The sequence below is a fragment of the Saccharomonospora sp. NPDC046836 genome, from assembly GCF_040645195.1.
Taxonomy (GTDB): Bacteria; Actinomycetota; Actinomycetes; order Mycobacteriales; family Pseudonocardiaceae; genus Prauserella_A.
Genome location: NZ_JBEYXW010000001.1, coordinates 206,188 through 220,922, shown reverse-complemented (window position 1 = coordinate 220,922; position 14,735 = coordinate 206,188). Strand labels below are relative to the sequence as shown.

Annotated in this window: 14 protein-coding genes; 10 read left to right on the top strand and 4 right to left on the bottom strand. The window is 70.5% G+C overall.

Annotation, left to right across the window (positions count from 1 at the left end; all coding sequences use genetic code 11):
* Positions 1-7: 7 nt before the first annotated feature.
* From ABZ863_RS01080 to ABZ863_RS01070, 3 genes are all read right to left on the bottom strand, one after another.
* Positions 8-1,096, bottom strand: coding sequence for a hypothetical protein (locus ABZ863_RS01080; RefSeq protein WP_358530454.1), 1,089 nt, complete (start codon positions 1,094-1,096; stop codon positions 8-10).
* A 115-nt stretch (positions 1,097-1,211) separates the two neighbouring features.
* On the bottom strand, positions 1,212-2,351 hold the full coding sequence (gene menE, locus ABZ863_RS01075) for an o-succinylbenzoate--CoA ligase (RefSeq protein WP_358529429.1): 1,140 nt from the start codon (positions 2,349-2,351) through the stop codon (positions 1,212-1,214).
* Between the two features lie 153 nt (positions 2,352-2,504).
* A complete protein-coding gene (locus ABZ863_RS01070; protein ID WP_358529426.1) occupies positions 2,505-3,428 on the bottom strand; it encodes a 1,4-dihydroxy-2-naphthoyl-CoA synthase in 924 nt (307 codons plus the stop codon).
* Positions 3,429-3,537: 109 nt separating this feature from the next.
* Here ABZ863_RS01070 and menD point away from each other — a divergent pair, with 109 nt between their 5' ends.
* From menD to ABZ863_RS01055, 3 genes are read left to right on the top strand one after another with little or no spacing between them, the layout of a single operon-like run.
* Entirely contained in the window at positions 3,538-5,208 is a 1,671-nt protein-coding gene (gene menD, locus ABZ863_RS01065; RefSeq protein ID WP_358529424.1) for a 2-succinyl-5-enolpyruvyl-6-hydroxy-3-cyclohexene-1-carboxylic-acid synthase, read from the top strand.
* Positions 5,209-5,259: 51 nt separating this feature from the next.
* Positions 5,260-6,762: a M1 family metallopeptidase gene (locus tag ABZ863_RS01060; RefSeq protein ID WP_358529421.1), complete on the top strand. Its 1,503-nt coding sequence runs from the start codon at positions 5,260-5,262 to the stop codon at positions 6,760-6,762.
* Between the two features lie 14 nt (positions 6,763-6,776).
* Positions 6,777-7,247, top strand: a complete 471-nt coding sequence (locus tag ABZ863_RS01055) for a DUF3592 domain-containing protein (protein WP_358529419.1) — start codon at positions 6,777-6,779, stop codon at positions 7,245-7,247.
* Positions 7,248-7,291: 44 nt separating this feature from the next.
* Here ABZ863_RS01055 and ABZ863_RS01050 read toward each other — a convergent pair whose 3' ends face one another.
* On the bottom strand, positions 7,292-8,125 hold the full coding sequence (locus ABZ863_RS01050) for an inositol monophosphatase (protein ID WP_358529416.1): 834 nt from the start codon (positions 8,123-8,125) through the stop codon (positions 7,292-7,294).
* Positions 8,126-8,301: 176 nt separating this feature from the next.
* On the opposite strand from ABZ863_RS01050, the gene ABZ863_RS01045 reads away from it, so the two are divergent.
* From ABZ863_RS01045 to ABZ863_RS01015, 7 genes are all read left to right on the top strand, one after another.
* Positions 8,302-9,420 carry a glycosyltransferase family 1 protein gene (locus ABZ863_RS01045; RefSeq protein ID WP_358529413.1) on the top strand — a complete coding sequence of 373 codons (1,119 nt, stop codon included), beginning with the start codon at positions 8,302-8,304 and terminating at the stop codon, positions 9,418-9,420.
* A complete protein-coding gene (locus ABZ863_RS01040) occupies positions 9,420-10,526 on the top strand; it encodes a glycosyltransferase (protein WP_358530451.1) in 1,107 nt (368 codons plus the stop codon). Before ABZ863_RS01045 ends, ABZ863_RS01040 begins: the two co-directional genes overlap by 1 nt.
* Positions 10,527-10,566: 40 nt before the next feature.
* Complete coding sequence (locus tag ABZ863_RS01035; protein ID WP_358529410.1) at positions 10,567-11,271, top strand: demethylmenaquinone methyltransferase; 705 nt, start codon at positions 10,567-10,569, stop codon at positions 11,269-11,271.
* Between the two features lie 29 nt (positions 11,272-11,300).
* Entirely contained in the window at positions 11,301-12,572 is a 1,272-nt protein-coding gene (locus tag ABZ863_RS01030; protein ID WP_358529408.1) for a geranylgeranyl reductase family protein, read from the top strand.
* Positions 12,573-12,974: 402 nt separating this feature from the next.
* Positions 12,975-13,394, top strand: coding sequence for an NADH-quinone oxidoreductase subunit A (locus ABZ863_RS01025; protein WP_358529405.1), 420 nt, complete (start codon positions 12,975-12,977; stop codon positions 13,392-13,394).
* Between the two features lie 5 nt (positions 13,395-13,399).
* Positions 13,400-13,951: an NADH-quinone oxidoreductase subunit B family protein gene (locus ABZ863_RS01020; protein ID WP_358529402.1), complete on the top strand. Its 552-nt coding sequence runs from the start codon at positions 13,400-13,402 to the stop codon at positions 13,949-13,951.
* 6 nt (positions 13,952-13,957) lie between these two features.
* The gene (locus ABZ863_RS01015; protein ID WP_358529400.1) at positions 13,958-14,704 is read left to right on the top strand and encodes an NADH-quinone oxidoreductase subunit C; all 747 of its coding nucleotides are present in this window, start codon (positions 13,958-13,960) and stop codon (positions 14,702-14,704) included.
* Positions 14,705-14,735: the final 31 nt, after the last annotated feature.

Here is a 14,735-nt window from a genome sequence, read left to right as displayed (position 1 = left end):
GCCCCGATCAACACGGCGGAGGGGCGATCCCGGAGCGGACGTAGGCGGCGGCGACGTACTTGCCGGGGGCGAGCCGGTACCAGCGGTCGGAGAAACCCTGCGAACCATCCACGGCTGTGCCGGTCAGGAAGCACTCGATGCGGACCTCGGCAGTGCTTGCGGCGAAGCCGGCCTTCTCCGCCGCGGTGGTGGGTGCGGTGCGCACGTTGAGCGACGTTCCGACGGTCTCGACCGTGCCCCATGGCCCGTATCCGGTCCACTGGTAGGTCACGTTCACCCAGGTGTTCGTGGGCAGCTGCAGGCCGTCCCAGAACGTCCCATCGGCGAGATCGATACCGGCCGGGTTCTTCACCGTCCGCCCGAACTGGTCCCGCCCGCCGTTGTACCCGTCCTCGTAGGCGGCCTGCGCCTGCGGTTCACCGTGCGGCAGGTCCCGCCACGACTCGCGGTCGTCATTCCAGTGGTCGTCCTTGGTGTTCCACGGTCCGACGTCCCACACCGGCGCCCACTCGCAACGCGCGTTGTCGAGTGTGCACACCTTCACGGTGTAGCTGCCCTCGCCACGGGGTGCGAGCCCGCGCCGTGATGGCAATGCCACGAAATGGTCGCGCTCGACGATCACGTGACCGTTCGCGGTGGTCCCGCCCACCAGCCCCTCGCGTGTGGCGAACAGCCGGAACGTGGTGCCGTACGGTGTGGCGGCTGCGGTGCGCGCGGCGCCGTCGTGCCATGCGGTGAGGTCCACCCCGCGCGGCGCTGTGCCGGGTGTCAGGACCAGCCGGGTCTGCACCGATGTGGTGCTCTCGGGTAGCACCGCGGGGTTGTCCGCGAGGATCTCGACCCATTCCGACCAACTGCCGTCGGCCCGCTGCCCGCGTACGTCGACGGCGATCCCGTCGCCGGGCACGGTTGCGGTGACGGTGTTGACCGCCACGTCCAGCCGCCGTGCGGGGAAGTCGTAGAGCCCGGTCGCTTCCGGTGTCGTCGTCGCGAACGCGATGTCGGCGCGTGGAACGTGGAGTGTCCAGGTCACCGAGCTGGTGGCCCGTGCGGTCTCCGGGCCGAGTGAGAGCAGGAGACCGCTCAGCGCTGTCACCGCGGTCAACGCCGTTGACCTGCGTTTTCTTCGAGGCACGGTCGGCAGCCAAAGCCGCGGCGGGTGGCGTGTCAACGAACCACGACGTAGTGCCGCGGCATGCCAGCCAGCCGGGTTACCCCCGCAGGGTGGTTCGTACCGCGGCGCGGTCGATCTTGCCCGGTCCGATCAGCGGCAGCTCGGAGACGTAGCGCAGGAGCTTCGGCACCGCGGGCCTGCCGAGTTCGGCTCGTACCGCCTCGCGCAGCTCGGCCACCGGCGGCGGCGGATCAGCGGTGACCACGGCGGCGGCGACGAGCTGCCCCCATTCCGGATCCGGCAACCCCACCACACAGGCCGCGCGAACACCGGGATGGCGCAGCAGCGCCAGCTCCACGCTGCGCGCCGGGATCTTCACCCCGCCGGTGTTGAGCACGTCGTCCGCGCGGCCGAGTACCTCGAGGCGCCCGTCGCCGTGGAGGCGGCCGACGTCGCTCGTCCGGAACCAGCCGCCCGCGAACGCCGTGGCGCTCAGATCGGGTCGTAGCCGGTAGCCGTGTGCGAGGACGCTGCCGGAGAGCTCGATGCGGTCACCGTCGCCGAGCCGTACGCGCACGCCGTCCAACGGGACGCCCTCGTAGACGCAGCCGCTGGCCGTCTCGCTCATGCCGTAGGCGGAGACGATCCGCACGCCGGCGTCGTGCGCGCGCTCGCGGAGCCGGTCGTCGAGCGCGGCCCCGCCCAGCACGATCGCATCGAAGCTCGCCGCGTGGGCACCGCCCGCGTCGAGCAGCCGCGCGAGCTGGGTGGGTACCAGTGCGGTGTAGTGCGGGCCGGGGGAGGCGAGCAGGGTACGGGCGGCCGCGGCGAAGGCGTCGGGGTGGAAACCCGCCGAGGTGTCCAGCACCACCGGTGTCGTACCTGCGAGGTGGGCGCGGACCAGAACCTGCAGGCCACCGATGTAGTTGGCGGGTGTGGCGAGCAGCCAGCGGCCGGGTCCGCCGAGCCGGTCGTGTGTCGCGCGCGCGGAGGTCAGCAGGGCACGGGCCGACAGCAGCACGCCCTTCGGTTCCCCGGCGGAGCCGGACGTCGGGATGACGACGGCGGTGTCCGGCTCCGTGGGCTGGTCCGGCCGCAGTGCCGCCTGTACCCGCGCCGCGGCTGGGTTGCGCGGGTCGAGGGGGAGGACGGCAGGGCCGCCGTCGAGTGCCGCGAGTACCGCGGCACCCAGCTCGCCAACGGATTCCGGGCTGCCATCCGTGAAGACCAGCCGCATCGCCCCTCCTTCCACCGCGAGTCCCCCGCTCCCACTCGCGAGTCCCCCGCTCAGGCCCGCGAGTTGCCCGCCCGGGTCCGCGAGTTGCCCGCCCGGGCCGGCGAGTTGCCCGCCCGGACCGGCGAGTCCCGCGCTCGGGTCCGCGACGCCCGCTCAGTAGTAGTACGGGAACTTCGACCAGTCCGGGTCTCGCTTCTGCAGGAACGAGTCGCGGCCTTCCACCGCCTCATCCTGCATGTAGGCGAGCCGGGTCGTCTCGCCCGCGAACACCTGCTGGCCCACCAGGCCGTCGTCGATCAGGTTGAACGCGTACTTCAGCATGCGCTGCGCGGTCGGCGACTTGCCGAGTATGGTCCACGCCCACTCCAGGGCCACCTTCTCCAGTTCGGCGTGCGGGATCGCCGCGTTGACCGCCCCCATCTGGTGGGCCTGCTCGGCGCTGTACTCCTGGCCGAGGAAGAAGATCTCGCGCGCGAACTTCTGCCCCACCTGCCGCGCCAGGTAGGCCGAGCCGAAGCCACCGTCGAACGAGCCGACGTCGGCGTCGGTCTGCTTGAACCGCGCGTGCTCGGCCGATGCGAGGGTGAGATCACACACCACGTGCAGCGAGTGTCCGCCACCGGCGGCCCAGCCCGGTACGACGGCGATCACGACCTTCGGCATGAACCTGATCAGCCGCTGGACCTCGAGAATGTGGAGTCGTCCCGCGCGCGCAGGGTCGATCGTGTCGGACGTCTCGCCGCTCGCGTACTGGTAGCCGGAGCGGCCGCGAATACGCTGGTCGCCGCCCGAGCAGAACGCCCAGCCGCCGTCCTTGGGGGATGGGCCGTTGCCGGTGAGCAGGACACAGCCGACATCCGCGCTCATCCTGGCGTGGTCGAGCGCACGGTACAGCTCGTCGACGGTATGCGGGCGAAACGCGTTACGTACCTCGGGGCGGTCGAACGCGACGCGGACGACGCGCTTGCCCGATCGGGTCTGCGTGGAACGGTGGTAGGTGATGTCGGTGAAGTCGAAACCCTCGATTTCGGTCCATGCGGTGGGGTCGAACAGTTCCGATACGTGGTCGTCATGCACGCTTGGGAGAATATCCGTGACGCCGGATGCGTGGCCGCGGCTCACTCACCCGGGAGAGGTGGCACATGATGAACCGCCGTCTGTCCACCATGCCTGAGGGGGCTCGCTCGTGAACCCTTCCACTGCGCAGGCGAGGGTCCTTGTCGACGAGCTCGTTCGCAACACCGTGTCCCACGTGGTCCTCAGCCCCGGCTCGCGCAACGCGCCGCTGTCACTGGCGCTACACACCGCCGCCGCGGCCGGCAAGCTGACCCTGCACGTGCGTATCGACGAGCGGGGCGCCGCCTTCCTCGCGCTGGGGATCGCCGCGCGCACCGGCAGGCCGGTCGCCGTGGTGTGCACCTCGGGAACGGCCGCCGCGAACTTCCACCCCGCGGTGCTGGAGGCCGACCGTGCCGGGGTGCCGCTGATCGTGCTGACAGCCGACCGGCCGCCGGAGCTGCGGGCAGCCGGGGCCAACCAGGTCGTCGACCAGAACAACCTCTACGGCGAGGCCGTGCGCTACTTCGACGAGCTCGCCGTCGCCGAGCGCAGGCCGGGACAGAACGCGTACTGGCGCAGCCAGATCTGCCGGGCCTGGAACGCCGCCTACGGTGAGTGGCGCTGTGGGCCGGTGCACCTCAACGTGCCGTTCCGCGAGCCGCTCGTCCCCGACGGTGACGACAGCTGGTACGAGTCACTCGACGGCCGTCCGCAGGGCGCCCGCTGGACCGAGCTGCCCGACTTCGGCGCGTTGCCTTCGTTCGTCGTGCCCTCGACGCGGCACGGACTGGTGATCGCGTGCGATGCGGGCGTGCGCGCCGCCAGTGAGTGGGGTGAACAGCACGGTTGGCCGGTGGTGTCCGAAACCGGCGGCCTCGGCCTCGGCGGCACGACGGCGATCGCGGGCGGCGCGTGGCTGCTCGCGGTCGAGGAGTTCATCGCGGCCAACAAGCCGGAGCAGGTCCTGTGCATCGGCAGGCCCACGGTCTTCCGCCAGGTACAGAAGCTGCTCTCCGACCCGTCGATCGAGGTGCTGCTCGTGCGGCCCGACTCCGACTGGCCTGCGCCCGCGCACAACGTCCGGCAGGTCGGGCAGTGGTTCGACGAGCCGACCAAGCCGGCCGATCCCGACTGGCTCGTGCGCTGGCAGCAGGCCGATGCCGCCGCGACCGAGGCCGTGCACCGGACGCTGGCGGCCGAGCCGTGGCCGAACGGCCTGCGCGTGGCCGAGGAGCTGGTGCAGGCGCTGCCGCAGGACTCGCTGCTCGTCGTGGGCTCGTCGAACCCGGTGCGCGACGTTGCGCTGGCCGGCGGGCTACGCCCCGACGTGCTCGTGCACCGCAACCGCGGCGTGGCCGGGATCGACGGCACGGTCTCCACGGCGATCGGCGCGGCCACGGTGCATCGCGGGCCTGCGTACGCGCTGCTCGGCGACCTCACGTTCCTGCACGACAGCAACGCCCTGCTCACCGGGACGGCGGAGGCGCGACCCGACCTGACGATCGTGGTGCTCAACGACGACGGTGGTGGCATCTTCTCGCTGCTCGAACAGGGGGCGCCCGAGCACAGCGCCGGCTTCGAGCGGGTCTTCGGCACCCCGCACGGCGCGGACCTCGGCGCACTCTGCGCCGGCTACCACGTCGAGCACACCCTCGCCGAGACACTCGCCGAGTTCCGCGCGGCGCTACGGCCGCGGTCGGGGCTGCGGGTGGTGGAGGTGCGGGTGGACCGGTCCAGACATCGCGACCTGCACGCCCGCCTCCGCGCCGCGGTCGGCACCGCGGTTACTGGCGGATAGCCCTCTTTCGCCGGTGCCGCGGTCGGCGAATCCTCGCTAGCGTTCGCCGCCATGCGTCTTCCAACACGCGCCGGTATCGGCGCCGTCGCGACGGGTCTCGCGACAGTTCTCCTGGCGACCACGGCTAGTGCGGCCCCCGCCGCCGGCGCCCCCGGGCTCGGCGATCCGTACTACCCTGGCGCGGGCAACGGCGGGTACGACGTCGCCCACTACGACATCCGGCTCACCTACCAGCCGGACACCGACCGGCTGACCGGTACGACCACCATCCTCGCCACGGCCACGCAGCAGCTGTCCAGCTTCAACCTCGACTTCGGGCTCGCGGTCAGCTCCGTGCGCGTGAACAACCAGCCGGCGAAGTTCGCCAAGGACCCCGACGACTTCACCGAGCTGGTGGTGACCCCACGCAAGCCGCTGAACAGGAACCAGGCCGTCACCGTCGTCGTGTCCTATGCGGACGTGCCCTCCTCGATCGTCATCGACGGCTACCAGTCCTGGAAGAAGACGCCGACCGGCGCGCTCGCCGTCGACCAGCCGACCATCGCGGAGTGGTGGTTCCCTTCCAACGACCACCCCACCGACAAGGCCACCTACGACGTGTCGATCGAGGTACCCGACGACGTGTCGGCGCTGTCGAACGGCACATTGGTCCGCAAGACCAAGCAGCGGGCAGGCTGGACGCGCTGGAACTGGCGCAGCACCGAGCCGCAGGCGACGTACCTGGCGTTCCTCGCGATCGGCGACTACGAGGTGGTGCAGTCCACCACGCCGAGCGGGCAGCCGTTCATCAACGCCTACGACCCGCTGCTCGGACCGAGCCTGCCCGCCGCGAAGGCCAGCATCGAACGCAGCCCCGAGGTCGTGGAGTTCCTCGAGGGCCACTTCGGCCCCTATCCGTTCGAGGCGCAGGGCGGCATCGCCACGACCGGGCTGGGCTTCGCACTGGAGAACCAGACCCGCTCGGTCTACGACGCGGGGTTCTTCCGCTCCGGTTCGAACCTCGCGGTGGTCGCGCACGAGAGCGCCCACCAATGGTTCGGCGACTCGGTGGCGCTGGGCAAGTGGAGCGACATCTGGCTCAACGAGGGCTTCGCGACCTACGCCGAGTTCCTGTGGTCGGAGTACGCCGGTGAGGGCACTGCCGACGAACTGGCCGAGTACATCTACCAGCAGTACCCGGCCGACGACGAGTTCTGGCAGGTGCTGCCGGGCGATCCCGGTGCGCCGAACCAGTTCCACGCCGCCGTCTATGACCGTGGCGCGCTCGCTGCGCACGCGCTGCGCAAAGCCGTTGGCGACGAGACGTTCTTCGAGCTCCTGCGCACCTGGCTGGACGAGAAGAAGGACAGCCACGGCACGATCCCCGAGTTCGTCGCGCTCGCCGAGAAGCTGTCCGGCACCCAGCTGGACGACGTGTTCGACACCTGGCTGTTCACCGCGGGCAAGCCGGCGCAGAGTCCGAACGGTGCCGTCACCACGCGCCTGGCGAGCGTGCCGGAGCCGAAGTCGTACGCGCAGCTGAGGCTCACGCACGAGCTGCTCGCCGCTGGGTGAGCGCCGCGGCCGATATGCTCGCTCGCGTGAGACGTGCCCCGAGCGATCGAGCGTTGCGCATCGGTGTGTGGGCGGTGCTCGGCGTCGCCGGCGTCATCACACTCCTGTGCGTAACGCTCGTCTTCGCGGCACTGCGTAACGACCGGGCGATCTCGGCCAACCTCGGTGCCACGAACGCGCAGGTCGACCAGGTCTTCTTCGACCGGACGATCATCCGGTTCGAGACGCCGGACGGTGTGGCGCACAGCCCGGCCAACGGTGTCCTGTACCCGGGCGGGCTCGAGGCGGGCCAGCTGATCCGGATCGAGTACGACACGACCAACCCCGAGCTGGCGAAGGTCGCGGGCCGCACCTGGCTGCTGACTCTGCTGCCGACGGGCACCACGGTGCTCGTCACCTGGCTGATCGCGGGCCCGTTGCTGTGGTGGCTCCGCGCGCGGTCGCGCGACCGCGTGCGGGAAGCCGCCGACCCGCTCACCAGGTAGTCGAGGCGCTCCTCGCCGACGACGACTGAGTCAATACAGGCAGCTCACCCGTTGACGGTTCCAGAGCACCAGGACATGACCTCGTGGGCGACGGCTGGCGCGGCGACGAGCAGGCCGTCGGCAGGGATGGCTGCGCTCTCGCCGTGCTGGTCGAGCACCACAGCACCGGCCTCGATGGCCAGAGCGAGCGCGCCCGCGACGTCCCATTCCCGGTAACCGCGCAGCACAGCCGCCGCCGCATGCCCGAGCGCCACCTGGGTGATCGACAGTGCTGCCGAGCCAAGTACCCGCACCCCCGCGCGTGCTGCCGCGGCCCGCTCCAGGAAGCCGGGCATGCCCTGCCACGGTCCGGTGCGCGCGAGCTCGGTGCACACGATGCTGCCCGCGGTCCTTGTCCGCTCGGGCAGTCGCACCGGGTGACCGTTGGCCCGCATGCCACGGCCCCTCGCCGCCGCGTAGATCTGGCCACGGTAGGGGTCGGCTACCACGCCGACCACCGGGCCGGACGCGTCGACGAGCGCGAGGCTGTAGGCGCACCATGGCATGCCCGCGACGTAGTTGGCGGTGCCGTCGACCGGGTCGACCAGCCAGCGGAACTCGGCCCCCTCGGCGCCCATGTCCGCCCCGAGCTCCTCACCGACAACGGGAATGCCGGGGAACTCCGAGGTGAGCACGCGGCGGGTGTGCCGCTCGAGTGTGCGATCGGTATCCGTGACCCAGTCGAACGGGGAGTCCCTGGTGCCGGGTTGCGCCCCGCGTCCCGCGGTCGCGGTGATCACGTCCGTGGCGTCGTTCGCCAGCCGGCCGGCGACCTCGAGGGCCTTGGACAGCAGGCCTGGTTCCGCTGGTCGCGTCCAGCGGGAAGACAAGAGTGTCATGCCGGTCTAGCGTGGCGATCCCGAGTGTCGGGAACACGACGCGAAGGTGACAAGCCGCCCGCCATTGGCCAACGACTCTCCTGGGTGACGTGACCAGGCAAGAGTTCCGGCGCCGTTGGCCCGTGTGTTACGTGAGCGTGGCCATGGTGCCCGGCAGGACTGGGACAGTGCTGTGCGTGCGAGTCGCCATCGTCACCGAGAGCTTCCTGCCCCAGGTGAACGGCGTGACCAACTCGGTGCTGCGGGTAGTGGAGTACCTGCGCGAGGGCGGTCACGACGTGCTCGTGATCGCTCCGGGCGCCGGACCCGAGCGGTACCGGGACGTGCCGGTGGTGCGTATCCCTGCCGTGGACCTGCCGGTCGTGAACAGCTTGCCCGTCGGCGTGCCGACGCGCACGGTGCGCACCGCGCTCGCGGCTTTCGGCCCTGACGTCGTGCATCTGGCATCCCCGTTCGTGGTCGGGGCGAGTGGACTGGCCGCGGCCCGCCGTCTCGGCGTGCCCACGGTCGCGGTCTACCAGACCGACATCGCCGGCTTCGCCACGGCATACGGGCTCGGCCTCGGTGCGCGTGCTGCCTGGCGGTGGGTGCGCCGCCTGCACTGCAGGGCCGACCGGACGCTGGCACCGTCGACGCATTCGGTGCGCCAGCTGCGTCTGCACGGTGTGCCGCGGGTGTACCGATGGGGCCGGGGTGTCGACGTCGAACGGTTCTCGCCCGCGCATGCCGATCCGTCGCTGCGTGCCCGGCTGGCGCCCAATGGTGAGCTGCTCGTCGGCTTCGTGGGCAGGCTCGCCCCGGAGAAGGAGGTCGACCGGCTCGCCACGCTCGCCGGTGCCGAGGGTGTGCGGGTCGTGGTGGTCGGCGACGGCCCCGAGCTCGCCGGTCTGCGTGAGTCGCTGCCGGACGCGGCGTTTCTCGGCGCGCTGTTCGGCACCGACCTCGCCACGGCCTACGCGAGCTTGGACGTGTTCGTGCACACCGGCCCGTACGAGACGTTCTGCCAGGCCGTGCAGGAGGCGATGGCGTCGGGCCTTCCGGTGCTCGCGCCCGCGGCGGGTGGCCCGCGTGATCTGGTCGAGCACGGCACGACCGGGTACCTGCTGCCGCCCGAGCGGGAACGGTTCGCGAGCGAACTGCTCACCCGCGTCGGCGAGCTGCGCGATGCGGACCTGCGAGCCCGGCTGGGCACGCGAGCGCGCAGGGCAGTGCTCCGGCGGACCTGGCCGGCCGTCTGCGCCGAGCTCGTCGGTCACTACGACGCCGTGCAGGGCAGAGTGCTCCGGGCGGCGTGATGCACATCGTGCAGCTGGCGAACTTCTACGGCCCCCGCTCGGGTGGCCTGCGGACCGCGCTGCACCACCTGGGCGCCGGCTATGTCACGAGCGGGCACCGCGTGACACTCGTCGTGCCGGGCACCCGGTATGCCGACGACCTGCTGCCCAACGGTGTGCGCCGCATCGCGCTGCCCGCGCCGCGGATCCCCGGCACCGGCGGTTACCGCGCCGTCGATCCGTACCGCGTACGTGGGCTGCTGCGGGCCTTGGAGCCCGACCGCCTCGAAGTGTCGGACCGGCTCACATTGCGCGGCATGGGCACCTGGGCGCGCCGCCACGACGTGCCCAGTGTGGTCATCTCGCACGAGCGGCTCGACCGGCTGCTGGAGCAGTTCCTGCTGCCCGCCGCGCTGGCCCGCCGGGTGGCCGATGCCGCTAACAGGCGGATGGCGGCGAGCTACGACAAGGTCGTGTGCACCACGGCGTTCGCACGCGGCGAGTTCGACCGGATCGGCGCGCCGAACGTCGAGCGGGTGCCGCTCGGGGTGGACCTGCGCACCTTCAGCCCCGCGCTGCGGGACGCGGGCTGGCGGCGCACGCTGTCCGCCGGCGCAGACGCACTGCTCGTCCACTGTGGACGTCTGTCGCCGGAGAAGCATGTCGAGCGCAGTGTGGACACTGTCGCCGAGCTGACCGAGTCCGGTGCTCGGGTGCGGCTGGTGATCGCGGGGGACGGACCGCGGCGCCGCGCACTGGAACGCCGGGCGCGGGGCCTGCCGGTCACCTTCCTCGGCTTCCTGTCCGACCGTGCGGAGGTCGCGCGGCTGCTCGCCAGCGCCGACGTCTCGCTCGCGCCGGGCCCGCACGAGACGTTCGGGCTCGCGGCGCTCGAAGCACTGGCATCCGGCACGCCGGTGGTGGTCTCGGCGTCCTCGGCGCTGGGGGAGATCGTGAGTCCGGGGTGCGGGCTGGCGGTTGCCGACCACGCCCTGGCGTTCGCCTCCGCCGTCACGGGCCTGCTCGGCGCACCGGAGGACGACCGCCGCGCCGCGGCCCGCGCGCGTGCCGAGGAGTTCGCCTGGCCTGCATCGGTTCGCGGCATGCTCTCGATCCTCGGCGCCTGACCCGAAGGCCGGCGGCGTAACTCGCAATTACACTCTCGGCATGTCACGAGCGAGCCTGGACAAGGATCCTCGCGAAGTCGCCGCCATGTTCGACGGGGTCGCAGCCGGTTACGACCGCGCGAACTCCGTGATGACCTTCGGCTTCGACCGTCGCTGGCGCATCATCACGGCCAGGGTTCTCGACGCGCGTGAGGGAGAGAAGGTGCTCGACCTCGCGGCCGGCACCGGCGTCTCGACGAAGGAGTACGCGGGCAACGGCGCGTGGTGCGTCGCTGCCGACTTCTCGCTCGGCATGCTGCGCAGCGGCCTGCACCGCGAGGTGCCGATGGTGGCCGCCGACGCACTGCGCCTGCCGTTCGCCGATGACAGCTTCGACGCCGCGACGATCTCCTTCGGCCTGCGCAACTTCGTCGACACCAGGGCGGCGCTCACCGAGATCGCCAGGGTGGTGCGGCCCGGCGGACGGCTGGTGGTGTGTGAGGTGTCGACGCCCACGTTCCCGCCGATCCGGTTCCTGTATCGCAAGCTCGTCCTGCGCGTGATGACGTGGCTCGGCCGCCGCGCCTCGTCGAATCCGGAGGCTTACGGCTACCTCGCCGAGTCGATGCTCAGCTGGCCCGACCAGCGCGCGCTCGGCGAGATCATCGCCTCGGCGGGCTGGACCAACGTCGAGTGGATGAACCTCACGTTCGGCGTCGTCGCGATCCACCGGGCGCGGAAACCGGCCACCGTCACCGCCGAGTGAGAACCGGCGCCTTCCGTAGACTTGCCCGCATGACTCAGGACGCCGAGGTCATCGTCGTCGGAGCCGGCCCAGCCGGTTCGACCGCCGCCACGTACCTCGCCCGCGCGGGTGTCGATGTGCTCCTGCTGGAGAAGACCACGTTCCCACGGGAGAAGGTGTGCGGTGACGGCCTGACGCCGCGCGGCGTCAAGCAGCTCATCGACCTCGGCATCGACACCAGCCAGGACGCCGGCTGGATGCACAGCAGGGGCCTGCGCATCCGCACCGCCGAGCTGACCCTCGAACTGGACTGGCCCGACCTCACCAGCTACCCGCCCTACGGTGTGTCGCGCACCCGGCACGACTTCGACGACCTGCTCGCCAAGACCGCCGTCAAGGCGGGCGCCCGCCTGCAGGAGCGCACCACGGTCACCGGCGCGCTCACTGACGAGCGCACCGGCCGCGTGGTCGGCGTCGAAGGCCGCTCCGGCGAGGACAAGCGCCCGGTCAGCTACCGGGCGCCGCTCGTGCTGGCCTGTGACGGTGTGTCCGCGCGGCTGGCGTTGTCGGTCGGGATCGACAAGCACGACAAGCGCCCGATGGGCGTGGCGGTACGGCGCTACTACCGGAGCCCACAGCACGACGACGCCTTCATCGAAGGCCACCTCGAACTGTGGGATCGCAGCGATCCACGCAGGCCGAAGCTGCTGCCCGGTTACGGCTGGGCGTTCCCGCTCGGCGATGGCACCGTCAACGTCGGGCTCGGCATGCTCTCGACGTCGGCGGCGTTCCGCAACACCGACTACCGGGCGCTGCTGCGGTCGTGGCTGGACTCGACGCCTGCGGAATGGGGCTACCGCGAGGAGAACGCGGTTGGCAAGATCGGCGGCGCCGGGCTGCCCATGGGCTTCAACCGCACCCCGCATTACCGGGCAGGGCTGTTGCTGCTCGGGGACGCGGGCGGCATGGTGAGCCCCTTCAACGGCGAGGGCATCTCGGCGGCGATGGAGTCGGCGCAGCTGGCCGCCGAACACGTCGTCCAGGCACTCGCCCGGCCGGAGGGACCGTCGAGGGAACGAGCGCTGAGCGGGTACCCGAGGGCGCTCGCCGACCTGATGGGCGGGTACTACCGGCTCGGGAACCTGTTCGCCAAGGCCATCGGCAAGCCGAAGGTCATGCGCGTCGCGACCAAGTACGGCCTGCGTGTCACCCCGCTGATCCCGCTCGTCTACAAGGGCCTCTCCGGCTGCTACGACGCCAAGGGCGGCGACGGCGTCGACCGACTGATCTCGTTGCTCGCACGCGTCACGCCCAGCGCCTGAGGACCTTTCCGATCGTGGGATAGCTCACAGTACGCGTGTACTGGGCTCCGGCGTGTCGGTGGCGCTGCCCTTTTTGTGCAGGTCGCGGCGGTGTGAAGCACGTGTTTGGGCAACCAGGTGTCGTTGCGGTCAGGTGGGGTTCTGCCGCTGGGAGTAGCGACAGCGGTGTGAGTTGCGTCCTACACTTAACCCATGCTTTGTGAACCGCTTCACAACTTCTTCGGGAAGCTTGTGAATACTTTCACAAGCTCCCGCCTGCGCGCCTGTCGCGACCGAGGCGGTTGAGCACCGTCGGTAAGGGTGCCCTAACCCTCAGCGGTGTGACCAAGGTCCCTTAGGGTGCCGCCAGAAGTTGCACAGAACACGTCCGTAACGCAGCGGCGCGGAAAGGATGGTGCCGCAGTGAACTCCTCGGTTACCTCGGCAGCGGTGCTGGCTCAGCAGAGCCAGGACGCCGGCATCGGGATCTACCTGCCGTTGGTGCTGATCTTCGTACTGGCGCTCGCCTTCGCGCTGTTCTCGGTGCTCCTCGGCCCGCTGGTCGGTCCACGGCGCTACAACAAGGCGAAGCAGTCGGCCTACGAATGCGGCATCGAGCCGTCGCCGCAGCCGCTGGTGGGAGCAGGCCGGATGCCGGTCGCCTACTACGTCACGGCGATGCTGTTCATCCTCTTCGACATCGAGATGGTGTTCCTCTACCCGTTCGCGGTCTCCGCGGACGCACTCGGGTTGTTCGGTCTCGCCGAGATCGCCCTGTTCATCGGGACCGTCGGGTTCGCCTACGCCTACGTGTGGCGGCGCGGCGGGCTGGATTGGAATTAAGGATCATGGGTCTCGAAGAGAACCTCCCCAACGGAATCCTGCTGGCCAAGCTCGAAGGTGTCGTCAACTGGGCCCGCAAGAACTCGCTGTGGCCCGCGACCTTCGGCCTCGCCTGCTGCGCCATCGAGATGATGACCACGGGCGGGTCCCGCTACGACATCGCCCGGTTCGGCATGGAGCGCTTCAGCGCGACCCCGCGCCAGGCCGATCTGATGATCGTGGCAGGCAGGGTGACCCAGAAGATGGCTCCGGTACTGCGCCAGATCTACGACCAGATGGCCGAGCCCAAGTGGGTGCTCGCGATGGGCGTGTGCGCCTCGTCCGGCGGCATGTTCAACAACTACGCCGTCGTGCAGGGTGTCGACCACATCGTCCCGGTCGACATGTACCTGCCGGGCTGCCCGCCGCGGCCCGAGATGTTGCTCGACGCGATCCTCAAGCTGCACGCCAAGATCCAGGACGAGCCACTCACTCCGGGCCGCGCCGCCCTGCGTGCCGCGAGTGGGGCGCAGACCGAGCTCGTGCCCTCGTCCATCAAGTACGCCAAGAAGAAGTGATGCGGCATGCCTGACGAGAAGCCAGAAACCGGTGGCCAGGAGCCGGAGGCCGGGCTGGAGCCACGCGATGCCGAGGCGGCGCGGACTGTGCAGCCCGTGGTCGCCGGCAGCGAGCGTAAGGGCATGTTCGGCGTGTCCGGGTCGGGGGACACCTCCGGCTACGGCGGGCTGCGGTTGCCCGCGTACTCGCCGCCGCCGGCCGAACGGCCCTACGGCGACTGGTTCGACGACTTCGCCGACGAGTTCTACGCGGCACTGGCCGACAACGGCATCCCGGCCGAGGCCGTCCTGCAGGTGACCGTCGACCGGGGCGAGATCACCTTCTATGTCGCGCGCGAGCACCTCGTCGCGATCTGCCGGACGCTGCGTGACGATGCCGGTCTGCGGTTCGAGCTGTGCAGCTCGGTGTCCGGTGTGGACTATGGCGTCGACGTTCCGCAACGGCTGCACTCGGTGTACCACCTGACGTCGATGACGTACCGGCGGCGCATCCGGCTCGAGGTGACGCTCGACGTCGGCGATCCGCATGTGCCATCCATTGTGGACGTCTACCCGACGGCCGACTGGCACGAGCGCGAGACGTGGGACATGCTCGGGATCGTCTACGACGGTCACCCGGCACTCACCCGGATCCTGATGCCGGACGACTGGGACGGTCACCCGCAGCGCAAGGACTACCCGCTCGGCGGAATCCCGGTGGAGTACAAGGGCGCGGAGATCCCGCCGCCGGATCAGCGGAGGTCGTACTCATGACGCCGAAGCACTCATTCCCGCTGGAGGCGAA

What these genes read in the sequence shown, in the direction of transcription:
- ABZ863_RS01040 (WP_358530451.1), top strand. Translation starts at nt 9,420, where the DNA reads ATGCACATCGTGCAGCTGGCGAACTTCTACGGCCCCCGCTCGGGTGGC.
- ABZ863_RS01030 (WP_358529408.1), top strand. Translation starts at nt 11,301, where the DNA reads ATGACTCAGGACGCCGAGGTCATCGTCGTCGGAGCCGGCCCAGCCGGT.
- ABZ863_RS01055 (WP_358529419.1), top strand. Translation starts at nt 6,777, where the DNA reads ATGCTCGCTCGCGTGAGACGTGCCCCGAGCGATCGAGCGTTGCGCATC.
- ABZ863_RS01020 (WP_358529402.1), top strand. Translation starts at nt 13,400, where the DNA reads ATGGGTCTCGAAGAGAACCTCCCCAACGGAATCCTGCTGGCCAAGCTC.
- ABZ863_RS01060 (WP_358529421.1), top strand. Translation starts at nt 5,260, where the DNA reads ATGCGTCTTCCAACACGCGCCGGTATCGGCGCCGTCGCGACGGGTCTC.
- ABZ863_RS01035 (WP_358529410.1), top strand. Translation starts at nt 10,567, where the DNA reads ATGTCACGAGCGAGCCTGGACAAGGATCCTCGCGAAGTCGCCGCCATG.
- ABZ863_RS01015 (WP_358529400.1), top strand. Translation starts at nt 13,958, where the DNA reads ATGCCTGACGAGAAGCCAGAAACCGGTGGCCAGGAGCCGGAGGCCGGG.
- menE (WP_358529429.1), bottom strand. Translation starts at nt 2,351, where the DNA reads ATGCGGCTGGTCTTCACGGATGGCAGCCCGGAATCCGTTGGCGAGCTG.
- ABZ863_RS01050 (WP_358529416.1), bottom strand. Translation starts at nt 8,125, where the DNA reads ATGACACTCTTGTCTTCCCGCTGGACGCGACCAGCGGAACCAGGCCTG.